This is a genomic window from Mariluticola halotolerans, assembly GCF_021611515.1.
Classification (GTDB): domain Bacteria; phylum Pseudomonadota; class Alphaproteobacteria; order Rhizobiales; family Devosiaceae; genus Mariluticola; species Mariluticola halotolerans.
Map to the genome: position 1 here is coordinate 2,988,240 of NZ_CP090960.1, position 24,584 is coordinate 3,012,823.

23 protein-coding genes and 1 tRNA gene are annotated in these 24,584 nt (G+C 56.2%); 14 read left to right on the forward strand and 10 right to left on the reverse strand.

Annotated features, from left to right (window positions below):
• The first annotated feature begins 88 nt into the window (after nt 1-88).
• Both L1P08_RS14270 and L1P08_RS14275 read left to right on the forward strand, forming a co-directional pair.
• The gene (locus L1P08_RS14270) at nt 89-1,177 is read left to right on the forward strand and encodes an AI-2E family transporter (protein WP_303617656.1); all 1,089 of its coding nucleotides are present in this window, start codon (nt 89-91) and stop codon (nt 1,175-1,177) included.
• 162 nt (nt 1,178-1,339) lie between these two features.
• Nucleotides 1,340-1,416 (forward strand) — tRNA-Met (locus tag L1P08_RS14275).
• Nucleotides 1,417-1,659: 243 nt separating this feature from the next.
• Here L1P08_RS14275 and L1P08_RS14280 read toward each other — a convergent pair.
• A complete protein-coding gene (locus tag L1P08_RS14280; protein ID WP_303617657.1) occupies nt 1,660-2,820 on the reverse strand; it encodes a tyrosine-type recombinase/integrase in 1,161 nt (386 codons plus the stop codon).
• A gap of 15 nt (nt 2,821-2,835) precedes the next feature.
• On the reverse strand, nt 2,836-3,081 hold the full coding sequence (locus L1P08_RS14285) for a hypothetical protein (protein ID WP_303617658.1): 246 nt from the start codon (nt 3,079-3,081) through the stop codon (nt 2,836-2,838).
• Nucleotides 3,082-3,578: 497 nt separating this feature from the next.
• Here L1P08_RS14285 and pobA point away from each other — a divergent pair, with 497 nt between their 5' ends.
• On the forward strand, nt 3,579-4,748 hold the full coding sequence (pobA, locus tag L1P08_RS14290; RefSeq protein WP_303617659.1) for a 4-hydroxybenzoate 3-monooxygenase: 1,170 nt from the start codon (nt 3,579-3,581) through the stop codon (nt 4,746-4,748).
• Nucleotides 4,749-4,761: 13 nt separating this feature from the next.
• Here the strand turns inward: pobA and L1P08_RS14295 are convergent, their stop codons facing one another.
• From L1P08_RS14295 to L1P08_RS14315, 5 genes are all read right to left on the reverse strand, one after another.
• Nucleotides 4,762-5,583 carry a sugar phosphate isomerase/epimerase family protein gene (locus L1P08_RS14295; RefSeq protein WP_303617660.1) on the reverse strand — a complete coding sequence of 274 codons (822 nt, stop codon included), beginning with the start codon at nt 5,581-5,583 and terminating at the stop codon, nt 4,762-4,764.
• Nucleotides 5,584-5,592: 9 nt separating this feature from the next.
• The gene (locus L1P08_RS14300) at nt 5,593-6,210 is read right to left on the reverse strand and encodes an NIPSNAP family protein (RefSeq protein ID WP_303617661.1); all 618 of its coding nucleotides are present in this window, start codon (nt 6,208-6,210) and stop codon (nt 5,593-5,595) included.
• Complete coding sequence (locus L1P08_RS14305; protein ID WP_303617662.1) at nt 6,207-7,973, reverse strand: FAD-dependent oxidoreductase; 1,767 nt, start codon at nt 7,971-7,973, stop codon at nt 6,207-6,209. Before L1P08_RS14305 ends, L1P08_RS14300 begins: the two co-directional genes overlap by 4 nt.
• 79 nt (nt 7,974-8,052) lie before the next feature.
• Nucleotides 8,053-8,883, reverse strand: a complete 831-nt coding sequence (locus L1P08_RS14310; RefSeq protein ID WP_303617663.1) for an IclR family transcriptional regulator — start codon at nt 8,881-8,883, stop codon at nt 8,053-8,055.
• Nucleotides 8,884-8,894: 11 nt separating this feature from the next.
• The gene (locus L1P08_RS14315) at nt 8,895-9,983 is read right to left on the reverse strand and encodes a Gfo/Idh/MocA family protein (RefSeq protein WP_303617664.1); all 1,089 of its coding nucleotides are present in this window, start codon (nt 9,981-9,983) and stop codon (nt 8,895-8,897) included.
• 182 nt (nt 9,984-10,165) lie between these two features.
• On the opposite strand from L1P08_RS14315, the gene L1P08_RS14320 reads away from it, so the two are divergent.
• The 8 genes from L1P08_RS14320 to L1P08_RS14355 all read left to right on the forward strand — a co-directional run bounded on the left by L1P08_RS14320 (nt 10,166) and on the right by L1P08_RS14355 (nt 18,367).
• Nucleotides 10,166-11,878: an FAD-dependent oxidoreductase gene (locus L1P08_RS14320; RefSeq protein WP_303619589.1), complete on the forward strand. Its 1,713-nt coding sequence runs from the start codon at nt 10,166-10,168 to the stop codon at nt 11,876-11,878.
• Nucleotides 11,875-12,819: an NAD-dependent epimerase/dehydratase family protein gene (locus tag L1P08_RS14325; RefSeq protein ID WP_303617665.1), complete on the forward strand. Its 945-nt coding sequence runs from the start codon at nt 11,875-11,877 to the stop codon at nt 12,817-12,819. The genes L1P08_RS14320 and L1P08_RS14325 overlap by 4 nt, the downstream gene beginning before the upstream one ends.
• 177 nt (nt 12,820-12,996) lie before the next feature.
• Entirely contained in the window at nt 12,997-13,800 is an 804-nt protein-coding gene (locus L1P08_RS14330; RefSeq protein ID WP_303617666.1) for a shikimate dehydrogenase family protein, read from the forward strand.
• Nucleotides 13,801-13,834: 34 nt separating this feature from the next.
• Complete coding sequence (locus L1P08_RS14335; RefSeq protein WP_303617667.1) at nt 13,835-14,962, forward strand: ABC transporter substrate-binding protein; 1,128 nt, start codon at nt 13,835-13,837, stop codon at nt 14,960-14,962.
• 73 nt (nt 14,963-15,035) lie between these two features.
• Nucleotides 15,036-15,914 (forward strand): branched-chain amino acid ABC transporter permease, encoded by an 879-nt coding sequence (locus L1P08_RS14340; RefSeq protein WP_303617668.1) that lies wholly within the window; start codon nt 15,036-15,038, stop codon nt 15,912-15,914.
• A complete protein-coding gene (locus L1P08_RS14345) occupies nt 15,911-16,888 on the forward strand; it encodes a branched-chain amino acid ABC transporter permease (RefSeq protein ID WP_303617669.1) in 978 nt (325 codons plus the stop codon). The genes L1P08_RS14340 and L1P08_RS14345 overlap by 4 nt, the downstream gene beginning before the upstream one ends.
• Nucleotides 16,885-17,637, forward strand: a complete 753-nt coding sequence (locus tag L1P08_RS14350) for an ABC transporter ATP-binding protein (RefSeq protein WP_303617670.1) — start codon at nt 16,885-16,887, stop codon at nt 17,635-17,637. Before L1P08_RS14345 ends, L1P08_RS14350 begins: the two co-directional genes overlap by 4 nt.
• 1 nt (nt 17,638) lies before the next feature.
• A complete protein-coding gene (locus L1P08_RS14355) occupies nt 17,639-18,367 on the forward strand; it encodes an ABC transporter ATP-binding protein (RefSeq protein ID WP_303617671.1) in 729 nt (242 codons plus the stop codon).
• A 25-nt stretch (nt 18,368-18,392) separates the two neighbouring features.
• Here L1P08_RS14355 and L1P08_RS14360 read toward each other — a convergent pair whose 3' ends face one another.
• Nucleotides 18,393-19,187: an SDR family NAD(P)-dependent oxidoreductase gene (locus tag L1P08_RS14360; RefSeq protein WP_303617672.1), complete on the reverse strand. Its 795-nt coding sequence runs from the start codon at nt 19,185-19,187 to the stop codon at nt 18,393-18,395.
• An 11-nt stretch (nt 19,188-19,198) separates the two neighbouring features.
• The gene (locus tag L1P08_RS14365; RefSeq protein ID WP_303617673.1) at nt 19,199-20,896 is read right to left on the reverse strand and encodes an FAD-dependent oxidoreductase; all 1,698 of its coding nucleotides are present in this window, start codon (nt 20,894-20,896) and stop codon (nt 19,199-19,201) included.
• A 156-nt stretch (nt 20,897-21,052) separates the two neighbouring features.
• On the opposite strand from L1P08_RS14365, the gene L1P08_RS14370 reads away from it, so the two are divergent.
• Nucleotides 21,053-22,027, forward strand: a complete 975-nt coding sequence (locus L1P08_RS14370) for a helix-turn-helix domain-containing protein (RefSeq protein WP_303617674.1) — start codon at nt 21,053-21,055, stop codon at nt 22,025-22,027.
• 35 nt (nt 22,028-22,062) lie between these two features.
• A complete protein-coding gene (locus L1P08_RS14375; protein ID WP_303617675.1) occupies nt 22,063-22,644 on the forward strand; it encodes an NIPSNAP family protein in 582 nt (193 codons plus the stop codon).
• On the opposite strand, the gene L1P08_RS14380 is transcribed toward L1P08_RS14375, so the two are convergent.
• A complete protein-coding gene (locus L1P08_RS14380; protein ID WP_303617676.1) occupies nt 22,621-23,454 on the reverse strand; it encodes an SDR family NAD(P)-dependent oxidoreductase in 834 nt (277 codons plus the stop codon). The genes L1P08_RS14375 and L1P08_RS14380 overlap by 24 nt on opposite strands.
• A 300-nt stretch (nt 23,455-23,754) precedes the next feature.
• On the opposite strand from L1P08_RS14380, the gene L1P08_RS14385 reads away from it, so the two are divergent.
• Nucleotides 23,755-24,534, forward strand: coding sequence for an SDR family NAD(P)-dependent oxidoreductase (locus L1P08_RS14385; protein WP_303617677.1), 780 nt, complete (start codon nt 23,755-23,757; stop codon nt 24,532-24,534).
• The last annotated feature ends 50 nt before the right edge of the window (nt 24,535-24,584 follow it).

The following is a 24,584-nucleotide window of genomic DNA, read 5'->3' on the forward strand; positions in this document are numbered from 1 at the left end:
CCGACAAGATTGCCGGCGCGCAAGGCGGGCCGGCATGGAACCTTCTGTTCTGATGACGCGTTATCCCTCTGCAGGCAGGGGAACAAGAATGGCGCGTGGCGTTTCTAACAGAGTTGTGGCGCGACCGACGGCTGATCAGCTGGAAGCGACCTTGCGCAATAGCGCCCGGCTGGCGGTGATCGGTGTCAGCCTGCTGATTTTCATTTTTGCGGCGCAACAGGCGCAATCGCTATTGGCGCCCTTGTCCATGGCGCTGGTGATCGGGCTGATGTTCGGGCCGGTGGCAGACCGGATTGAAGGCATGGGCATTCCCCCCGCCTTATCGGCGCTGGCAGTGCTGGTCCTTTTCATTGTGTTGATCGCCGTGATTTTTTTCGGCATGGCCATTCCCCTGTCCGAATGGGTGTCGCGGCTGCCGCAAATCTGGGCGAAGCTGCAGGCGGAGCTTTATAAATGGCGCGGTGTGCTCTCGGCGGTGCAAAGCGTGCAGGAGGCTGTGCAGGGGCTGGGCGGCAATGAGGCCAAAATGCTGGTGGCGGTGGAAGACGGCTCCGCGGTGCAAAGCGCGGCTTTTCTGGCACCGGCCGTTCTGGCGCAGGTGGGCCTTTTTCTGGTGTCGATGTATTTCTTTATTGCCACGCGCCGGCAGATACAGCGCGCGGCCCTCTCGTTTGCCTTTACCCGAAAATTCCGGTTGAGATTGCTGCGGCTGTTCTCGCGGGTCGAGATGGTGGTGTCGCGCTATTTGCTGTCGATCACCTTTATCAACCTGGGCATGGGCGCGGTGGTGGGCCTGGCGATGTGGAGCCTTGGCATGCCTTCGCCCCTGCTTTGGGGTGCGCTGGCGTTTCTGTTCAATTATGTGGTGTTCATCGGCATGGCCGCGCTCTCTGTCATCCTGTTTGTGGTGGCGCTGGGCACGATGGACACGCCAAATGCTGCGCTGGTGCCGGTGCTGGTTTATCTGGCGATCAATTTCATCGAGGCGCAATTTGTCACCCCCAATGTGCTGGGGCGCATGATGACGCTTAACCCGCTGGTGGTGTTTATTTCAGTGACATTCTGGATCTGGCTGTGGGGGCCCGTGGGGGGCTTTGTGGCGGTGCCGTTTTTGCTGATGGCGGTGGAGGGCATGCGCCAATTCGGCCTGTTGCAGCTGCCGGATGACGCTGGGTAGTGCTTTTTCACTTTTTGGGCAAAGGAAAGCAAAACCGGCGCGGTGTTTTGCTTGACAGGGGCGTGGTGCGAAACTAATAAGCACCCGAGCCGTGGCACGCGCGTTTTGTGCCGACCGGACAACAAGCGGTGCAGACCCAAAACCTGCCACCGTGCCCCTTGGGGCGGAGTAGCTCAGCTGGTTAGAGCAGCGGAATCATAATCCGCGTGTCGGGGGTTCAAGTCCCTCCTCCGCTACCAATCTTCCATCCACATTTAGTTGTTGTATTTCAATATGTTGCGGAGAATGTTGGCGCAGCCTGCGTGTCAAATTCATCGAATTTTGAATTTCACGACTTACCGCGAAAAACCCTTATTTTTCAAGGGTTCCTAAATTTACCAAATTCTCCATTTGACATGCATTTGACATGCGGACAGTCAATTGAGCATGGTTTGTTCTGTGCCCCGTGTCGATGTGGGTGTTCTGTTTAGGAAACGGAAAAGTCAGGAAAGTAGAGCTTGCTCGGCTGCTTTGGCCGCTGCTTGCTCATTCTGGAATTCACGCCACAGATGGCCGTAGATGTCCCAAGTGGTCTGAATGCTGGCATGACCAGCCCAGGTTTGAATCTGCTTAGGTGTGGCGCCGTTTTTGATCCAGAGAGAAATACCTGCATGGCGTAAGCTATGCATACCGAACGGTGGAGTTTCGCCTTCCTTGATGATCCCAGCGGCCATCAGGATCGGCACCCAAAGCCGATTGTAATAGTTTGCGTAGCTCTCGACTTTACCAATCCCGTTGGCGAAGAGAATGTCTTCTTCGCTTGCGGGGCAGGCGAGCATCCATTTGCGAAGGGCAAGGGCGGTTTGCGGGCCAAGCGGCACGTTACGAATGCTACGTTTCGTCTTGACGCGCTCTAACTTGTTCCATCGATCTGCCTTGCGCCTGATGATGAGTTCGGGTGATGGTCCTTTAAGGACTACATGTTGCTTGCCAAGCGCCCTCAACTCGCTGATCCGTAGAGCCTGGAACAACAGAACACTCACAAAGGCCTCCGCACGGCCAGTCTGATCATATGCTTTGGCGGCCTTCAGAATCTTCTTGAGATCATCGAAGGGAGGGATTTCGAGCTGCTCTTTGTCGGCCTCCCAATCGGGTGCCGTGCGCACAGAAACGGAACGAGCTGGATTACTGCCAATCCACCCTTGTCCCAACGCGTGATCGATCACCATTCTAAAGGTGGTGAAGACCCTCTTTGCCAAGTCATCGCTGCGATGCAGTTCAAGGTCGCGGGCAAAGGACACGCAATCTGGACCGCCCAAACGCGACATTTTGATATGTGCGATATCGAAGGTCAGAAGATGAAGGCGCACATGTGCATCATAGCCCTTGAGCGTTATACGCCCTCGCTTGCCAGTATCAACGAGTTCTTCGAAGTCGGCTAAAAATGCTTTGGCAGCGTCAGCGACAGTGATGCTTTTCTTGTCGGCAACATGCACGCCATTGGCAATCTGCCCCTCGACACGGATGCGCTCGTCGTCTGCTTCACTCTTTGTGCGAAATTGCTTTTGTTGCAAGCCGCCATTTTTGTCGACGTAATTCAGCTGCCACGAGGTTCGCACCTCGCCAGCTTTTGTTTTCCATGTCCGCTTTCTGATCTTGGCCATAGGAAAAGTATGAATCTATTTTTTGTTCAAAACTAGTGTCTGTTGTTCTCGCTTTTCGAAGAAGTCGATCAACGATGATTTCCGGGCCACCAGCCCAATTCCTGGCTCGTTCCAGATTGGCATTCTGCCCCGTTCAGCCAGATGATAAACCGCGCGTGGTTTGCATCCCAGGACTTCGGCGATGGCTTTTGCTCCGTACAACAGGTCTTGGTTCAGGTCGGGCTTCATATAACTTGCCAAAGAATGGATGTTGAAAGCCATTATTTGCATTTTAGATCGAAGGTTCAACAACTGGGACGGAAGCAACATCCAGCATCGTTTCGCGTGGCGCGTGAACGATATTCTGTACGTGGATTGCGTTAGATGGAACGTGATCACATTGGATCACTCCGTCCAGTGATGGATTGGGCATAACAATTAAATAAATCAATATGTTACGAGGCGGTGTGTGCAGTATGTGTGCATCAGGAGGTCCAGCGGCATCCAATCCAAAAGCCGGCAGCGACTAACTCGAATTTTCTCTCCGACTATTGACTAAATTTGAGGCACCCGGACACGCCTGCACAATAACATTCTACCTGGCAGTTGTGAGGTTTTCAGCGGCGAATTTGGGGCTGTGACATAGGAATTCATAGGTTCTGAACTTTAGCCAAGTCCGTATCCACGTGATCGTGGAATAGTGCAAGAGTTCCTTGAATGAGTCCGATCCGCACTTTTTCTTCATCACCTACTATCGGGGCAGTTATGAGGAGGTGAAAATGCGCACTCAGGTTTGTATTATCGGCGGTGGGCCGTCGGGACTGTTGCTGGCCCGTCTTCTGTCATTGTCTGGTGTCAGTGTTGTTGTTATCGAGCGGCAGACCCGAGCCTATGTGCTCAGCCGAATCCGCGCTGGGGTGCTCGAATGGGGAGCGGTTGAAATGATGCGGCAGGCCAAAGCCGCCGCGCGCATGGACGCCCAAGGTTTTCCGCATGATGGTTGCACCATTGCCCTGGGCGGCAAGGAAATGCGCATAGATTTCGCCAAGCTTACGGGTCAGCGCGTCATGGTTTATGGCCAGACAGAGGTAACCCATGACCTCTATGATGCGCTTGACGCCGGCGGCGTGGAGATTTTGCACGAAGTCTCGGATGTCGAAATCCACGACATCGATGGCAATTCGCCCTATGTGAATTTCAAGCATGGCGGCTCCGCGATGCGCATCGACTGCGATTTCGTGGCTGGATGTGACGGTTTTCATGGTGTCAGCCGGGGCACGATTCCTCGCGCAGTGCACAAGGAATATGAAAAGGTCTATCCTTTTGGCTGGCTCGGTATTCTGAGCGAGACGCCCCCTGTTTCTCACGAACTGATATATTCGGGTGGCGAGCGTGGCTTCGCGCTGGCCTCGATGCGCAACGCCAATTTGTCGCGCTATTACATTCAGGTGCCCCTCGGTCAAAAGGTTGAAGATTGGTCAGACGATGCCTTTTGGAACGAGTTCCGCCGCCGCATGCCCGAAAAAGCCGCGGACGAGCTGATAACCGGACCTTCGATCGAAAAATCCATTGCGCCACTGCGCAGTTTTTATTCGGAGCCGATGCAGCACGGACGGTTGTTCTTGTGCGGTGATGCCGCACATATCGTGCCGCCGACCGGCGCCAAGGGGCTCAATCTGGCGTTCTCTGATGTCAAATATTTGTTCGATGGCCTGCTGCAGTTTTATGAGAACGGCTCCGTGGAGCAATTGGACGGTTACTCCACCCGCGCGACGGCGCGTGTGCTGCAAGCTATCAGGTTCAGTTGGTGGATGACGGGTATTTTGCACAATTTCCCTGGCCGGGAGGAATTCGAGCAACTGATGGGACAAGCCGAACTGGTCTATCTGCAAGGCTGGGAAATCGGCCGCCGCCATCTCGCCGAACAATATGTCGGCTTGCCATATTAGCACACCTGCGCGTTCATAACACTCCGGCTTGATCAAGAACTTGAAGGCTGGCTGCAAGTGCTTCCCTGGCGCGCTGTTTGGCTGGAACGATTTTTGCGCGTTCGACCTCCGCCACTTCGATGCTGATTGGCGTGCCTTCGGGCAACGCCTTGAGCATGTTCACAAGGCCGATGCCGCCATGGCCGGGCAATAGTCTTGCGCCGCGAGCGATGGCGATCATCCCCGTATCAGAAGGATCATAGGGCACTGGCCCATCGCATAGCTGGGCGTAATTTATTTGTGACGCGGGAAGAGATTTGATCTGCTCCGGGGTTGCGTGAGCCCGATCATAGTGCAGCGCATCGATAAGAACGCCGCCATTGGGCATACGCGCTTCCGCCACGATCCGGGCAGCCTGGAGCAGCGTCTTTACCGCGGTCCAGGGCATGAACTCCAGGTCGGCGGTCAGCTTGTGCGCCTGCGCCAAGGCGCAAAAGGCCGCGAAATTGTCAGTGAGCCGGCTCTCCTCCGGATCGTCGCCAGCAACCAGAACGTGTCGGGCTCCCAGCTTCTCGGCCAATGCACAGAACGGCTTGAAATCATCGATTAGCGTGTTGGCGCCCAGACGGACAATTTCCACATCCGCCAGTTTGACGCCCGTATCCCTAAGGACGGCGTAGACTTCGTCCTGAACAATTTTATCGGACATGATGGGGTAGGGGCCCTCTCCGCTGGCGGCGGCGGGCAGTAAGCGCAGCCCCACCATGTCATAACCGGTTTCAGCGGCGATTTTGACCGCGTCGACAGGTCCCACCTCAAATGTTGTCAGGAAGGCAAGTGAAAGAGCAGGGCGCATGGCAAGGCCTCACGACAGCGGTGAGAAAGGCAGCGGCATGGCAATTGCCGATGTCATTTGTGGTTGGAGCCAGTCCGGCCCGCCTTTGGGCGGCCAGTTGCCATCGGCAACCGATTGACTGCGCGCCTTGGCGCGCGCCTCAAGACTTTCATAGGGCCAGATTTGCGTCAGGCGCGGCGCGCCGTCCAACCCATACATGGCCGTAACCATCGGCGAGTATTTCAGGCGCGGCGGAATAGCGTCGCGCCAGATTTCCTGCAATTTGTTCAGGCCGTTGAGTTTGGCCTTGTAGGTGCGGAACTCGTAGATCGGTCCGAATTTGCCCGTCGCGACTTCGGGCAGAAAGTTAAATGGCTTGTATGTCTCGGTGGTGATGTCGACCAGATGTTCGGAGCATCCAAAGGGATCGCTGGACATCAGCGCCCGGGTTTTGTCCGCGGCAAGATCGTCGAGCGCGGCGTAGCTGCGCAGGACATAGACTTCGTTCAAGCCGCCGATATCGGTGCCGAACGCGCCAAGCAATGTGCCCTGTGCTTCGGGGCCGGTCAGCCATTTCTCCAGACCAGCGGCCGCCTTGCCGGCACCAAAAATTACGGTCTTGAGGGTTGCGATTTCATAATAGGTCATGTGGACTCTCTTGCTTTGGAAGAATTTTCAGTTTCGGGTTGATCGAGCGGGCCAACGCCAACGACGGCTTCCCCGGCTAGCAGGCGCCCCACCACGAAGCCAAAGGTCATGCCCGGCCCAAGCGTGATGCCGCCGGACGGGTAATTGCCGCCGAAAATTGAGGACATGTCATTGCCGACACTGAACAGGCCTGGGATGGGCTTTCCTGTTGGGTCATGGACCTCGCCACGGGGGGAGGTTGGCAGTCCGGCAAAGGTGCCAAGACTGCCCGGCACAATGCGCACCGCATAGAATGGCCCGGTTTCGAGTGCACCCAACGCAGGGTTGGGTTTGTGTCCCGCATCGCCTTGAACGCGGTTATAAGTCGATACGCCCCGGTTGAAGTCCGGGTCTTTGCCCAAGCGGGCGGCCGCATTGAAGCGGGCGAGAGTGACTTCAAGCGCAGAAACGGGCAGGTCGCAAGCCTTGGCCAGTTCCGCGATCGACTGCCCCCGCTTTAAATAGCCGTTGGCGACATAGGGCCCCACTGGAAAAGGAAAAGGCTTCGCCCAGCCCAAGCCGAACCGGCGTTGGGCGCGATGGTCGCAGATCAGCCACGCAAAAGGTTTTGTACCGCGCGGCGTGCGGTCCAGCAGCGCCTTCATAAAGTCATGATAGGAATCCGCTTCGTTGACAAAACGCTTGCCGCCGCTGTCCACCGCGATAAAGCCCGGTTTGGCTCGCTCTACCAGATGCGGAAAATGTTTCGCACCTTCCGTCCCGGGAACTAGAGAGACCGGCGCCCACGCTCCAGGCTGATCGAGACTTGTCTCGATGCGGGCCCCCACGCTTTCGGCAAGCCTTATCCCATCGCCGGAATTGCTGCGCGGCGCGGCGGAATAATGACCGCTGCCATCTGGCGCGTGGTCGAGCATTTGAGCGATGCGCTTCGGGTCATGCGGAAAACCGCCGGTAGCCAGCACCACGCCACGCGCGGCATGAATACACATTTCGCCTGCGCCGGTAGCCAGTCTCGCGCCTGTGACGCGCCCACCAATTTCAAGCAATTTGGTCGCGGGGGCGCTGTCGATCAGGGTCACTTGCAGATCGAGAGCGGACCGGATCAGCCGCGCGACCAACGCATTGCCGTTGACGAGCTGCATGCCTCGGCCAAAGCGGGCAAGGTCCCACAAATGTTTTCCAATACGTCCGGCGGCATAAAGGGTAGATCTCGGATTTCGAGTCGCATTGAAGAAATGGCCCATATCTTTGCCCGCCGCGATGCCCATGCCCCATAGGCTGACGACATCGAGCGGGGGCCGTAACTTGTTGACGAAGGGGCCCAGGCGGCGACCATCAAAGGGTTTAGCGGAAATCGAACGCCCGCCATCAACACTCCCTGGTGTTGCGTGGAAGTCCGGAACGGCATTGCCGTCGATCCACTCCACAGCGGTTTCGTCTTCGAAGAAGCGCACCATTTCCGGGCCATTGGCTAAAAAGACTTCGATGCGCGGATCATTGGCGCGATTGCCCAGTTCGCTGCGCAGATAGCGTCTTGGTTCCTCTCGGTCTTCATTTATGCCGCCGCGCACGGCCAGCGGGTTATGCGGAATCCAAAGCCATCCGCCCGACCACGCGCTGGTGCCGCCAAACATTTCGGCTTTTTCCGCGACAATGACCTTAAGGCCCGAATGGGCAGCGGTTACGGCGGCAGCAAGTCCGGCTGCACCTGATCCGATAACAAGAACGTCACAAAAACGCTCTTCAACCGGGCTGTCGTTCATAATTCCCACACTGAATACTCATCGGCTTGTCGCCGAGACAAAGCATCCGGTGCAGCAAGACTATACCACCAGCAGGTGGTTAGCCTGCCTTGCGCGATGCCTGTCCGGCAGATTGGCCGCCTCCGCCTTGCGGGCGGATGCGGTTAAAGAAAAACGATGCCTCCGAAGCGCTGCCGATTTCGTCGGCGGCCTCAAGAAGCGGTTGATATAATTCGTCCATATGCGCCTGTGTCAGCCGCACTGCGGGGCCTGCGATTGACAGGCATCCGATAGGTTGGCCATCCTCGGCACGACGCACTGGCACCGCCATGGCGGCCATGCCATCAAGATAGCTGTCGGTTGCGATGGAATAGCCCCGTTTCCGTGTCTGTTTGAGGATTTCCAGCAGCTGGGTGATCGTCTTCGGTGCCTTGGGCCCGGCGGCAAAATTCGGCTCCAGGCCTTGCGCGGAGACTAGGGCCAAGGCTTCTTCGTCGCTCATAGTGCTCAGCCAAGCCCGGCCACCCGCGCTTGCCGCCAGATGCACCACGACGCCTTGCTCCCGGCCTGGGTCATAACGCAGGCCAGTGGTTGCGCCCTGGGCCACCCCTACCCAAACAAGATTCGGATAGTCGATAACGCTCAGGCGGATCAGTTCCTTGGAGCGCTCGGCCAGCCGATCCAGTACTGGCTGGGCAATATCGGTGACCCCGGTCTTGGACAAAAAACTCAGCCCGATCGCCGCCATGCGGATGGTGAGGGCATAGTCGCCTTGGTTGCGCACCTGCCGCACATAGCCGTGCTGCGAGAGATCCTTGAGCAATCTGTGTGCAGCGCTCGCGGGCATATCCAGCTCCGAGGCAATGATGCTCACCTGCAATCCGTCAGGATTGCGGCTCAGCAACTCCAGAATGGACAGTGTTCGTTCCATGACACCCGACATCAAAAAAGCCCTCCGTTTGCAACGGAGTCAGGTGGGCTTAATGTTTGAGGCGCGTCAATATCGATAACGCGATTTTCTTGCGCGGCAGCCTTGATTGCTTCGATGATTGTTACATTTGCCAGCCCGTCTTCAAGGCTGGCTATCGGGTCCGCCTTGCCTGCGATCACATCGGCAAAGTGGAGAATCTGACGCTCATATGCATCTTCGTGGCCAACCAGCGTGACTGAAGAAGACATTTTTTTGGTCCAGTCAGGGGCGCCGTCATGCGTCCAGACTTTCATGTCAGGCAGGCTGAACCCGCGTCTCGTGCCGCTAAAGCTGTGGGAAACTGCGTCATGCGCGGGGAAACGAGCGAGATTTTCGCCAGCCGTAATGTCCCAACACCAGGGCCCCACGGCTGCATCTGTGGCCGTGGCGCAGACTATGCCACCACTGGCAAAACGGAGCACCGCTCCGGCGGTGTCTTCTACGGCGAAATGCCGCCGCGCATTTGATGTGAGGGCCGCGACCTGAGTGATCGGCCCGAATAAAAAATGCAATAGATCGATTTCGTGGATGAGATTGATCAAAAGCGGTCCGCCCGCCTCGGCGCTGCGGCGCCAGTCAGGCATGAAATAGTCCTCGGGCTTATAGACGCAATAGGACACATTGCCTGAAACCAGGTCGCCGAAATCACCGGAGGTCACGACGCTTCTGGCGGCACGAATGATCGGGTTGTAACGCCGATGGTGCCCCACAAGACCCGGGACGCCGCACTTTTGTGACGTTTCGAAAATCTGTCTTGCATGGGCGCTTGTGTCGGCCAGCGGCTTTTCCACCAGCACCGCAATGCCTGCATGCAGCAGTGCTGTTGCAACCGGCAGGTGCAGATCGTTTGGGACGGCTACGATAACTCCGACCGGTCGGCTGGCAATCAGAGCATCAAGGTCGGCACAAACCGGCAGGCCCTCGCCTTTAAGCTTTTGCGCGGTCTCTTGATGCGGTTCGACGATGCCGCACAGATCCACCGCATCCACAGCTCTGATCGCTGCGATGTGCGTGCGCCCGATCGCGCCTGCGCCAACAATGCCAATACCCAGTTCTTTCAAACTCGCGGCCTCCCGCCTCCCCGCATGGATGAGAAGGTAGCAACACAATTTAAAAAATGGAAGCAAATTTTATTCTTGAAAGTCTTTCTAAAAACAACAATAGTGCGCGCGACGATCCGCTGGTGGCTCATGCAGTCCTTCCGGCGGACCGGGGGAATGGACCCGGAGCTTAGGGAGTGGCGATGTTGATCGGGCAGCAGGCGAAACTGAACGCGGAATATGACGTCATCGTGCTTGGCGCTGGGGCGGCGGGCATGGCGGCGGCCATTTTTTCGGCCCTGCGCGGGTGCAAAACATTGCTGGCCGAACGCACAGAATTTCTTGGCGGCACATCCGCGCTTTCTGCCGCAACAACCTGGGTGCCCAATACCCGTCACGCATCGGAAGTCGGGGCCGAAGACAGCCGTGACAAGGTTCTTGGTTACCTGGACCGGGCTGTGGGCAACCGCGCACCACGCAAAATGCGGGAAGCCTTTGTTGATCGCGGACCCGAGGCAATTCATACGCTTGAAGACGCAACCGTCGTGAAGTTCCGCCCCCGTCCGTTTCATCCCGATTATCTTTATGAGTTGGAAGGTTCGACCTCATGCGGGCGGGCCCTCGAGCCCTATCCCTTCGACGCGAAAGCACTGGGGGATGATCTCAAGCTTGTGCGACCGCCGATCCCCGAGTTCACCATCCTTGGCGGCCTGATGATCGACCGCGATGACATCGCTCATCTGCTTAAAATGGGCAAATCCTTGAAGTCATTTGCCTATGCCGCGAAACTGGTCGGCAGCTATTATTGGCAAAAGATGCGTTTTGGCCGGGGGACGCGGCTCGTCATGGGCAACGCCCTTATCGGCCGCATGCTGATGGCCGCCCGGCAGCTCAATGTCGATATCGTCACCAACGCCAAAGTTGCTGCCATCGCGCCCCTGGGAGATAGGTCACACCGTCTCGATATACAGATTGATGGCAAGGCAACGCAGACGATAGCAAAAAATGGTGTCATTCTCGCCAGTGGCGGCTTTTCCCGCCATCCCCAGCGACGTTCTGAAATGCTGCCCCATCCGCTTCCTCCAGTGAGTCCCGCAGCGCCCGGGCATACCGGTGAACTGCATGATATCGTCATGGAGCTCGGTGCTCATTACGCGGAAGGGGCGGCGCAACCCTGCTTCTGGGCTCCTGTGTCCATTCGCAAGCGCGCCGATGGCACACAAGCCTCGTTCCCTCATTTCGTGCTCGATCGCAGCAAGCCCGGTATTCTGACGGTGGATAAATCGGGGCGCCGCTTCATTAATGAAAGCCGCTCATACCACGAATTTGTCAGTGCCATGTATGCGGCAAACAAGGGCAGTTCGACTATTCCCGTCTATCTGATCTGTCACGCCCCGGCGCTGAAAAAATACGGTCTCGGCATGGTGCGGCCGGGCGCTAAAAACCTCAAACCCTATCTTGATGACGGCTATCTGGTGCGCGGCGATACGCTTGCCGAACTGGCCGGCAAAATCGATATCGATCAGGCTGTTCTTGCGCAGACCGTCAAGACATTCAACACCTATGCTGCAACGGGCATAGACGAGGAATTTGGTCGTGGCAGCACAGTCTATGAGCGCGCCAATGGCGACCCCGAGCACGGTCCCAATCCCACCTTGGGCGCATTGACCGAAGGGCCGTTTTACGCGGTGAGGCTCTGGCCGGGTGACATCGGTTCAGCGATTGGCCTCGCGGCGGACGAACATGCTCGAATCCTGGGACAGGACGGTACGCCGATCCCGGGTCTGTTTGTATGCGGCAATGACATGAACTCGATCATGGGCGGCGTCTACCCCGGTCCGGGCATAACCATCGGTCCGGGCATCGTGTTTGGCTATATCGCAGCTGAATCCGCGTGTGCGGGAGCGGCGGCGTGAGCCGGATCCTCGTCACCGGCGGCACAGGGTTTCTGGGGGCGTGGGTTGTTCGCGCCTTGTTTGAGGCCGGGCACGAGGTCCGCGTTCTCGATTTTGCACCAAAGCCGGAAAACCTTGATTTCGTCCAGGCAGGGCTGGACGGGAATGTTGAAATTGTTGTGGCTGATATCTGCGATGCCAATGCCGTCAATGCAGCGGCCGCCGGTTGTGATGGTGCTGTGCATCTAGCGGGTTTGATGACCGTTGACTGCGATCGCGATCCGGTGCGGGCCATTGAGGTCAATCTCATCGGTAGCCAGAACCTGATTGCGGCGTGCCGCAAGGCGGATATTGCTCGTGTTGCTTATGCCAGCACCGCGGCGGTCTATGGCGCGAGCACCAATGGTGTTGTTTGGCCCGAGACGCTTTATGGCACCTTCAAACTCGCGCTCGAAGGCATGATGCGGGTTGCGCATTTGCAATGGGGATTGGCAAGCGCGGGCTTTCGCCCGGCGATCATTTACGGGCCGGGTGTGAGTTCGGGTATCGCCGCCGGCCCCAGCATCGCTTTGCGTGCCGCAGCGCTGCGCAAGCCATCGGAAATCAAATTCTCAGGCAATGTGGGGTTTGTGTACGTCGCCGACGCTGCAAAGGCCCTCTGTGCCGCGCTTGACCGGCAGGACACGGGCGCGGCGATTTACGACCTCGGCGGTGATCATGCCTCGGTCGATGATTTTGTCGCCGAGTTGAAAGTACAACAGCCCGACGCCCAAACCACGATAAACGGCCTGCCTCTTAGGATACCCGAAATCCTCGAGGGGGCTGAAAGAGCGGACTGGGTCGATGCCGCGCAATCGACCAGGCTAAACGCCGGAATTGCAGCGTCATTGGCGCATTGGCGCCGCTATCTGTCCCGAACGAAAGCGGATGCAAATCTCAGTCAAAATAGGGTGGCAGGATGAAAAATATCCACGTCCTGAACCTGATTCATTCCGGCTTTGTCTACGGAAAAGTACAATCAATCCGTGAGTCAGTCCATTTTGTAAATTGTCTGTTGTGGCAGGTTTGCCGCGAGAAGAGCAGTGGCGCCCGATCAGCAAAACAATGGGCTGGCAACAGGTCACGCAAAGGGGAGGTCTATGAACGTTTCGCTTGATGGAGAAACGCGCCTGTTTTTTATCGTGGGTGATCCAATCACCCAGGTGAAATCACCGGGGCGGCTGACCGAAATTTTGGTGGCGCGTGGAGAGAACGCACTGCTGGTGCCTGCGCATGTGCGTGCCAGCGACCTTGCGGACTTTTTCGCCATGGCGCGCCGTGCCGAGAATGTTGATGGTATCGTGGTGACCGTGCCGCATAAGCCGGCTAGTTTGGCCCTGGCCGATCATGTGACTGAACGGGCCCGGTTTGCTGGCTCGGTCAATGTAGTGAGGCGCGATGCTGACGGCACCTGGTTTGCTGACAACACCGACGGTCACGGTTATCTTGAGGGTATCGCCGCGCGAGATTTCGATGTGAATGGCAAGAGTGTGCTTCTGGTCGGTGCCGGGGGCGCGGGATCGGCGGTCGCCTATGAATTTCTGGCGCGCGGCGCAAGCCGGTTGTCTATATCGGAAGTTGATCACGTGCGCCGTGACGCCATTCTGGAACGCCTAGAGATAAGATTTCCCGGGCGTTCCGGATTGGGTAGTGCGGATCCTGAGGGATACGATCTTATCGCCAATGTTACGCCTATGGGCATGCGCGAAACCGATCCGCTGCCTGTTGAGGCGGACAAGCTGATTGCGTCGCAATTCGTTGCCGACGCGATAACCAAACCGGCGATTACGCCGCTCCTCGAAATCGCTGGCGCGAAGGGATGCAAAACCATGCCGGGGCTCGGCATGTTTGATGCGCAAGCGGAACTACTGGTGGATTTCTTATTAGGAAGAAATTTCACCTGAACGATCTACAGCAATCAATCTAAGGGAGGATAATATGCTGAAGAGATATCTAGTTGGCCTTGCAATGGCTGTGACGATCGGTGTTGGCGGGGCTCAGGCGCAAGTCAAAATCGCAAATATCGCCGAGCTTTCCGGGGCTGGTGCCGCGGCAGGTACTGTTTGGAAGGATGGCGTTGATCTTGCCGTTGATGAAATCAACGCGAGCGGCGGCATTTTGGGTCAGCACATCGAATTAATGGAGTACGATAGCCAGACGGACCCGCAGAACTCTCGCGCCATGGTTCAAAAGGCCATTGATGATGGTGCTTATGTGCTGCTTGGCACGGTTTATTCGTCATCGACGGTAGTTAATATGCTTGTGGCGCAGCAAAACGGCTACCCGCAGTTGACTGGCTCAGAGGCTCCGGCCATCACACAAAAGGGTAACCCATTTATCTTCCGGACAGCCTTCGGATCCCAGAAGGGTATGCCTAAGATTGGTGCTTATCTCAGTTTTGGCCTGAAAGCGTCCAAGGTTGCTATCGTTTGGGCCAACACGGAATATGGCAAGGGTGGCCACGATGCTTTTGTTGATGTGACCAAAGAGTTTAATCTTGAGATTGCTGCCGATCTGCCCACAGAACAAGGACAAGCTGACTTTTCTGCGGACGTTGTAAAGATCAAAAATTCCGGAGCTGACGCTGTTTTTGCGTTCATGACCGAGGAGGAAAGTGCCAGATTTTTGATTGAAGCGGAAAAGCAAGGGCTAGAGCTTCCTATTGCTGGCGACACTGTTCTTGGTAGTCAGAAAGTTATTGATCTCGCAGGTGCCGCGGCCGAGGGCGTTATGAGTCACGTCGGTCTTTCTGCCGACGCTCCGGTGCCGACAATCCAAGCCATGGACAAGAAGTTCACCGAACGATTTGGATATCGACCTGATCACAATGCGATTAAGGGATATATTGGTGCCTACGCCATCAAGTATGTGACTGAGATGGTCGGCGAATTCGATCGCCAGAAGTTTGCTGACACCATGCATGGCCTCTGTCTCCAGGCGAAGGAATATCCAGGCCTACTGCTTGATATCTGTTGGGATCAAAATGGTGAGGTCTCGCGCGAGAGTTTCCTTGTCCAGGTAACGAACGGACAGCAGCAGATTGTGCAAACCCTCCCCGCGAACTGATTAGTTCGCGAATGTAGCCGACGCGAACCATTGGGACGCGTCGGCTATATTATTGAATTGAGAGTAATCCCGAATGGCAGAATTTCTTCAAATAATGATATCCGGACTTGCTGCTGGTGCGGTCTATGCACTTGCTGCGGTGGGATTTACCCTGCTCTGGCAAGCGTCGCAGGCCATAAATTTTGCTCAGGGCGAATTTGTCATGTTGCCGGCGTTTTTTGTGCTCATCGGAACCGGATATTTCGGCCTGCCCTTGTGGGTAGCTATTCTTCTGGCAATCGTCATATCCATTTTGGTTCTTGGCATTGCGTTCAAGAAATTGGTCGTGGAGCCGATGTTACCCCACGGCACCTTGCCGCTCGTCATTGCAACCATCGCGCTTGGCCTCCTGATGAAGGAGAGCGTCAAGGAGTTCTATTCCGCTCAGGGCCAACCGTTTCCGCCCCTGTTTCCACAGACGGTATTTGAAGTCTTCGGCGCGGCGATATCCGTCCAGGATGTGTGTAATCTTTTGGTTTCGCTGCTCGTTATTCTCGGTCTGCAGATGTTCCTGCAGCGCAGCCGCACCGGCAGGAGCATGCAGGCGACCGCGCAAAACCCTGCTGTTGCCGAAATCCTGGGTGTCGATGTCAAGAAAATGGTGATGTACACCTTCATCATTAACGGCTTCCTTGCCGCTATCGCCTCGATTTTGATTTCACCTTTTTATCTCGCCAAATTCTCTAACGGCGAAACCCTAGGCTTGATTGCGTTCATTGCCGCCATTGTCGGTGGTTTCAACCAGATTCGCGGCGCGCTGGTGGGCGGCCTGCTGATTGGTGTTCTCGACAATCTCGCCGCCGCTTATGTGTCCGCCCAGTACAGGGCAGCGGTGCCGCTGATTTTGCTAATCGTCATCATCATGGTGCGCCCGCAGGGCCTTGTGGGAACAACCGAGGGGAGGGCGGTATGAGCTGGTTGCGTATTGCGGCTGTGTTGGCAGCCATTGTGGTGCTGGTTCTGGCGCCGATGGGGCAGACCACTTATTTCGTTTATGTCCTTTGTTCTTGGCTGGTTTTTTCTATCGCCGCCATGGGTCTCAACCTGACCCTTGGCTATGCCGGACAGGTCAGCCTGGCGCAAGCGGCCTTTATGGGCATCGGCGCCTATGTCACTTCGCTGATGACACTTGCGGGCATCCACTGGATTTTCGCGGTTTTTGCGTCAGTGACGTCGTGCTTTGCGGTGGGCCTGATCCTTGGGTATCCAGCATTGCGCGTGCAGCACCACTTTCTGGCATTCGTCACGCTGGCGTTCAACGCGCTCGTTTTCCTTGTATTGCGCAACGAAGAATGGCTTACCGGCGGTTCCTTTGGTCTCGTAGGCATGCCGCGGCCTGAATTTCTGGGGTTCAAGACCGGCACGCAAACCCAGTTCTACTACTTCGTGCTGGTGTGCTTTCTGATTGCGACGGGCATCATGGCCTGGATCATTCATTCACCCTGGGGGCGTGCCTTCAAAGCGCTACGCGAAAACCCGATACGGGCCAATTCTCTTGGACTGAATACACGGCGCATGACATTATTGGCTTTCGCGATCGGATCGGCATTCGGTGGACTCGCGGGGGCCATTCAGGCTCCGCTGGTACAGTTTATCGAACCGGGTTCGTTTGCCCTCATTCACTCGCTAAAACTGCTGCTCATGGTGGTGGTAGGAGGATCCGGGTTCTTCTTGGGCCCGATTCTCGGTGCGGCGATTGTCGTGCTGTTGCCTGAGCTGTTGCGCTTCACGGAGGGCTACTACCTGATGGTCTATGCGCTTATGGTGCTTGTGCTCATGGTCTTCTCGCCCACCGGTCTTTTTGGCCTCGGGACCAGATTCTGGCAGCGCCTGACGCGGCCCAAGCAGGTCGAACGCGGAGACCTCAAACAAGGTGCGTCGCTATGAGTAAGGAACAAAGCATTTTAAGCGTGCGTAACATCTCCAAGACCTTCGGGGCGATCAAGGCAGTCAACGATGTCAGTTTCGACGTCAAGAAGGGTGAGGTGTTGGGGCTGATCGGGCCGAATGGTAGCGGCAAATCCACCCTGTTCAACTGCATTCTGGGCCAGCTAACGCCCGATGAGGGAGATGTGTTCGTTAAAGGCGCTCCTGTGACTGGCAAACCGGCTCATATTCTCAATCGGGCAGGCGTTGGCCGTACCTTCCAGCAATTATCGGTGTTTCCCCAGATGTCCGTGATCGACAACATCATTATGGCGGGCCAGGAGCATCAGGGCACAATGCTGTCGCGGCTCTTTGGTGCCAACGACGCAGGTTTGTCAGGCGAAGCTGAAAGCCTGATCAAGTTTTTCAGACTCGAACATTTGCGCGATGAGATGGCAGGATCGCTGTCCTATGGACAACAGAAGCTGCTCGATGCAGCCATGGCATTCATGGCGGGTCCGGGTCTGGTTTTGCTCGACGAACCGGCCGGCGGGGTCAATCTGACGATGCTCGAATATCTCAAGGATCGTCTGATCACCTATAACAGGGAACACGAAAGTACCTTTGTCGTGATCGAGCACAATATGGAATTCGTGATGTCCCTGTGTACTCGTATCATCGTGCTGGCCGCCGGTACGATCATCGCCGAAGGGACACCTGACGAAATCCGCAATAATGAGATGGTCATCGAGGCCTATCTGGGAGGTTGATATGCTGGAACTGAAAGATATCTATGGCGGTTATGGCAAGATCACCATTCTCAACGGCACCAGCTTTGAGATTCCAAAAGCTTCGATAACGACAGTCATCGGACCCAATGGTGCCGGCAAGTCGACGGTATTCAAGGCCATATTCGGGTTGCTCAACATCCAGTCGGGCCAGATACTACTCGACGGCCGGGATGTTACCCGCTCAACGCCACGGGAAATGATAAGTCGCGGCGTGACCTATGTACCCCAGGGTCGTAATGTGATCCCGCAGCTTTCTGTGTGGCACAATCTGGAAATGGGCGGCATCACCTCGGACGATCAATCAAAAGTTCGCGAACGCATGGAAGTGGTGATGGACCAGTTCCCTATGCTGCGCGAATTCAAGGACCGCAAGGCCATCGAATTGTCGGGTGGCCAGCAAAAGCAGCTTGAGGTGGCCCGTGCCCTTTTGCTCGATCCCAAACTGATCCTCATCGACGAGCCCTCGATCGGTCTGTCGCCAAATCTAGTGCAGGAGGTGTTTATCACTTTACAACGCCTGCGTGATAACGGAGTTACCGTCTTGATGGTTGAGCAGAACGCCAAATCCGCGCTGGCGATTTCCGATTATGGTCTGGTACTTGAACTGGGGCAGACGCGCATGTTCGACAAAGCCGACAAACTGCTCAAGGACCCCAGAGTCGGACGGCTGTTTCTTGGCGGTCACATGGAAGAGGAGCACGCGGCGTAAAACCGCGTATTCCATTGGTGGTCGATTATCGCGAATAACCAGGGCGCGGCACCGATCCCATCAATGTCTGCGACAGGCCGCCATCCACAACAATTTCCTGGCCGTTGATGTAACTTGCACGTGCCGAGCAGAGAAAGGCGACGGCATTTGCCATATCCTGAGGTGCACCGATGCGACAAGATGGCACCATGGACTCGCGGGCGCTTTTGGTAGTCTGGTCGACGTAGAATTTTTCACTGAGCGGTGTGAGCACAAGGCCCGGGCTGACCACGTTTGAGCGGATGCCTTTGGGCCCCCATTCGAACGCCAAGAGGCGCGAAAGCATGGCAAGTCCCGCCTTGCCGGGGCTATAGGCGCCCGAAAAAGGCTGCGGTTGACTGGCGGAAATTGAAGCCACATGCACCAGCGCACCGGCACCTTTTTCCATCATCGCGGCGCCAAAAATCTGCGATGTCGTAAGGCAGCCGGTGAGATTGACTTCCAGCATGCGCGTCCAGTCTTCGATCGGCAAGCTTTCAAGGGGGCCAGGGCGCAAAATACCTGCATTGTTGACCAGAATATCCACCGTCGGCCACTTGGCCCTGACCGCGTCGGCTGCATTGCGCACGGCCTCAGGGGAGCTCACGTCGCACCTGATGCCGATGGCGGTTTTCCCATCCGGGGAAATCTCCGCCGCTGCCGATTCGGCAGCCGTCCCGTCATAATCGAGTAGGGCGACCCGCGCGCCAGCTTCCGAAAGCGTTTCGGCGGTCGCCCGCCCAATCCCGCCGCTGCCACCTGTGATAACCGCTATTTTTCCTTCGAGGCCCAGCCAACTCATTTTGGATACCCTTAATCCGCGCCTGCAAGATGCCGTCCGGTAATGTAGCCAAAGGTCATTGCCGGCCCCAATGTGATACCCGCGCCAGGATAATTGCCGCCCATAATCGATGCGCGGTCATTGCCCACTGCATAAAGGCCGTCAATAGGCTTGCCGTCCTTGTTGAGAACCTGCCCTTCGACGGTCGTTTCTAAACCATCAAAGGTGCCCAGATCGCCCACAATGATCTTGAGCGCGAAGTAGGGGCCCTTTTCGATCGGACCGACGCAGGGGTTTGGCAGATGTTCGGGATCTGCCAGATAACGATTGAACGATGTCGTGCCACGCCTGAAGGCGGGATCCTTACCCTTGCGGGCATCCTTGTTAAAGCTCGCGATCGTCTCGTTGAGGCCTTCAGTGGATATTCCGCATGCCCCGGCAAGATCGGCCAGCGTTTTGCCGGATTTGAGGTAGCCATTGCGCAGATAGGTCGACAACGGCACAGGTGCAGGCTTGGCATAGCCAAGGCCGTACTTGCGAATCGTTGGATAATCACAGATCAGCCAGCACGCGGTTTCCTTTTCCCCGGCGCAGGCCGCTATCAGTGCAGCGCCAACGTCATGATAACTCTCGCTTTCATTGGTAAAGCGCTTGCCGTTTTTAAGCACCGCGATGATGCCCGGCTTGTAACGGTCCAGCAGATGCGGGAAAGCCTTGAACTTGCCACCGCCTATCGGCACTTTCGACACTGGCATCCAGGCCGAAGTGTTGGGATAGCGCAAATTGAATTTACCACCGGCCTCTTCGCCAAGTTCGATACCATCGCCGGTATTGCTTTCAGGGACCGGCGAGAAGTGCTCTCCGCCACTTTTGAGGTGAGGGTAGGCTGCGCCAATGCGCTTGAGATCGTGCGCAAAACCGCCCGCTGCGAGCACAACACCCTTGCGGGCGTTGATGGTGATATCTTTGCCGTCCGCCTCGACCAGGGCGCCGGTGACTTTGCCTTTTTCGCTCAGCAGTTTTTTTGCCCGGGTTGAGGTATGGATGGGAATGTCCAGATCGAACGCGCTCTTGGCCAAACGGGCGGCAAGTGCATTGCCGGAGGTCACATTCGTGCCCCTGCCAAAGCGCACAATCTCCCAAAAATGGCTCAATAGCCTTTTGGCCACATAGGCGGCCGATATAACCGATTTTGTGGCATTGAAGAAATGCTTGATGTCCGCGTTGGATGAGTTGAACATCATCCCCATGAAGGTGATGGTAGAAAGAGGCGGACGCAGGCGCTTCAGATTGTGGCCAAGCGCCGAGGTGTCGAACGGCGCAGCTAGTACCGAGCGCCCTACATCGACGCCGCCGAGTGCATCCGGATGATAGTCTGGATAGAGCGTCGGCACGAATTTGACCGACGTTTCGCGTTGGAAGAAGTCGAGCATTTCCGGTCCGCGCTGCAAAAAGGCATTGACCGCCGCGGCATCGTAGAAATTGCCGGTCTCGCCTTTCAGGTAGGTGCGGGCGGCGTCCACACTGTCCTCGGCGTCGCAGAGCGTGTTGCCCGGTATCCATAATACGCCACCGGAAAAGGCGGTGGTGCCGCCAAACACCCCTTCCTTTTCGATTACCACGACATCAAGGCCTAGCTTGGACGCGGTAATGGCGGTTGAAAGTCCCCCCGCGCCGGATCCGACCACCACAACATCGCACGTCAAATCGTCTTTGAGATCGCTATCCACGCCGCTCCCTCCGCCCTTTTTGAGGCTCTGTGGTTATTTGCCTCTTTCTGGCATCGACAAGCTATGGGCTTGAATGGACGGAGCACGAGTTTTATTGCATTATTCGACGGAGCTGAAGGGTGGCGCGAAAAGGCTCAGGCGCCGGGGAGGATTGCAATGGAAAGCGAGCACAAGCCGAAGATTCCACGCTACTACCTTTATGGTGACCAGCTCGACGAGGTCGAACTTGACTTCGTTCACATCGAACCAATTCGGGAGCGCAGCGGCAAGCACGATTGGACAATTCGCGCGCATGCCCACCCCGATCATGTGCAATTGCTGCTCGTGGAATCCGGCGGGGGTACGATCCGTATCGAGGATCAGCAATATGATATTTTGGCGCCCTGCCTGATAGTGGTCCCCGTCGCCATGGTGCATGAAATCCAGTTCACGCCCGACGTGGACGGCATTGTTATGAATGTCGCCCAGGCGTTCATGACCGCAGTGACCACCATGGACAACCGTCTGGCGCAAAATCTCGGCGTACGCAATGTTTACCCCATTTCGGGCACGGGATTGAATACCGACGACGTGTCGGTAGCCTTCCATTCAGCCTATCGCGAATATGTCTGGTCGGCCGCCGGGCGGCGCGCGGCGGTGATGGCAAGCTTTATCAATATCGCCGTTTATGTGATGCGCCTTCGCGGAGAGATTACCGCTTCCGGTGCCCAACCACTGGATCGGGATTATGAAATAATCTGCCGATATCGCGAAGTGCTGGAGCGCTCATTCAAGGAGCAAAAGGGGCTCGAATATTACGCTGGGCAGCTTGGCGTCAGCACCCAGCGGCTCAACCTTGCCTGCCGGGCACGTTGCGGCAAAACGTCATCTGAGGTTCTGCATGAGCGGGTCATCATCGAGGCCAAACGCTTCCTGATTTACACCGAGATGACGGTGGCCGAGATCGGGTACGATCTGGGCTTCGACGACCCTGCTTATTTTAGCCGGTTCTTTTCCCAAAGGGTCGGTGCGCCTCCAGGCGCCTACCGCGACGAGCACAAAAATGCCCGTAACGCAGTGGTCGGCGATGGGACAGAAGCGAAGAGTCCAAGATTTGAGCGCGAAGTTCCATATCACTTGCAAGCCAGCTAGGGCAGAGTCCTCGCTTTGCTAAAAGAGGTGTGACCATGCTCTATGAATTGCGCGCTTACGACCTCGCCGCGGGTCAAGCGCTTCGCTATCTTGAATTGTTCAGCACCGATGGCGTCGAGTATGTCTCACGGCATTTGCCGATGGCGGGCTACTGGCTAACCGATACCGGAGCGCTCAATCGTATCTATCATCTATGGATTTATAAGGATCTGGCAGAACGCGCTCAATGCCGTGCCGGGCTTGCCGCAGATCGGGACTGGAATGAGCGCTTTGTGCCCAAGGGATTTCCGCTCATCATCAAACAGCGCAATTATTTCATGACCTGCATCCGCTCAACGGATGCAATCGAATCCGTCATCGCAACGCGGAGCGGCCAGATTTTCAATCAGACTGCCGATGCGGCCGTGTTTACGGACACCTATCTGGCGCTTTCATTCTCCGAGATGCACAATACCGCGTTGCAAAATGAACTCGGCGCTTGGACAATTGTCTCCGGCGAGCGGCCTGGGCGGGTGGTTTCGCTTTGGAGGCCAGCAAATGTCCCCGATACTAGCGAGACAGAAGGCCTCGAAAGCCACGAATTGTTGCGGGCTTTAAGCTGTTCCCCGATCCGCTGATGCCAATTTGCTAGCGTGGCGTTGTGTCTGATCTGGATCAATCACTTGGCCCGCCGCGCCATAAGCCATCCACCCGGCATCTACACTAAGCACGGCCCCGGTAACGGCTGAGGCTACAGGTGAAGCCAAGAAGTAAACCGCCTCTGCAATTTCCGCAGGGTTGATAAATCGCCCCAGTGGTGTGCGCCGTACAATTGAGTCCTCATCGAGAAGCCCCTCGGCTACCAGTTTTGCCACAAGCGCGGTTTTGACATATCCCGGTGCCACCGCATTGACCCTTATACCCAGAGAACCCCATTCAGAGGCCATGGATTTGGTCATGGCAATAATGCCTGCCTTCGCCGCGCCATAGGCATTGCGGCCAGGCAAGCCGGTCAGCCCCGCGATCGACGAGAAATTGACAATCGCCCCCCCTTTAGACTTCGCCACCATGTAATCGGCACACAGCCGGGAGAGCGTGAATGTGCCCGTCAGGTGGACATCAATCACCCGCTGAAAATGAGTTGCATTCTGCTCCAGTGTCGGCAGGCTTGTGTCACCTATACCGGCATTGTTGACCAAAACATCGACGCCACCATGCTGGTCCACGATGTCTATGATAGTGTTTTTCGCCTCAGCTTCTACTGCAATATCGCAAACATGACCGGAATGCGCCGGACCGAGCGACGTAGCTCGCTGGATGACCTTCTCGGCGTCGATATCAATTATTGCAACATGATAACCCTTGTCGGCAAACAGCTGAGCGGTTGCCCAGCCGATCCCTTCGGCGCCCCCGGTGATGACCACCAACCTTTGAGCACCGCTTTGCATCCAATTTCTCCCTAGCCGTCAAAAATGCGAATTTAGCTTTCGCATGAGCACGCCGAACGAGGCAATTTAAAAATAATATTTCATTCAAAAATGAAAAGCGTTTCAGAAAATGCAAGATTTGCACCTTTTAGTGCATTTTGGCCTCGCTTGATCTGTGCTAGCCAACAACGCTTCGGCATGTTCCAACAAGCTAAAACGTTTGCTCGTTTGGGGAAGCAGTAGCTGAGTAAATCTGTTGGGGCTAGGCAGTGGATGGAGGGGCGGCGGGGTTTCATATACGGGCCGCGAAATGGAGTGAGTATGAAGATACTTGTAACCGGAGCAAGCGAAGGCATCGGAGGTGCGGCCTGCAGGGTGATCGCACAACGCTGCAAGGAGCAAGGTCAGCACGCGCGCATAGCTTTGGTGGTCACCGGCACCAAAAGTCCGCCAAATCTTTTGCTTTCAGATCTAAAAAAATTGGATGCGGAAACATTGCTGCTTTCGGGTGATCTTGCAGAAATGGAAACCTGTCGGCGCATCAGTGCGGAAGCGGTCGAATTTTGCGAAGGGATGGATGTATTTGTCTCAAATGCCGGAACTATCAGTCCGGCTCGTTTGGCACAGATGCCGATCGAAGCCTGGGATAGGCAATTCAATCTAAATGCCCGCGCAACACTGGCCATTGCACAAGGTTTGTATGAGCATTTACGGCAAAGCAAAGGTGCAATTGTCGGTGTTGCCTCTATGTCTGGTATGTTCGCTCACCAAAGAACCGGGGCTTACTCTCCTTCCAAGGCTGCGATGATCTCACTTTGCCGGAACCTAGCGCAGGACTGGGCTGAAGCGGGGATCAGGGTCAATACAGTATCACCAGGTATGATCCACACGCCGCTGACTGAAAAAACATACGCCCACGATGAGGTGGCGGGGCGCCGCCGGGCAATGGTGCCTCTGGGGCGGATAGGTCGATCTGAAGATATAGCCGAGGCAATCTGGTTTTTGTGTTCCCCCGCCAGCAGCTACATCACCGGTCAAAACTTGCTAGTGGACGGCGGGCTTTGCGATTCACTTCTGGGTACCATCCCGACGACTGGCTAAGGCAAAACTGTCTCGCAAACATGCAGCGATGCGACTAACTGCTTTGGACT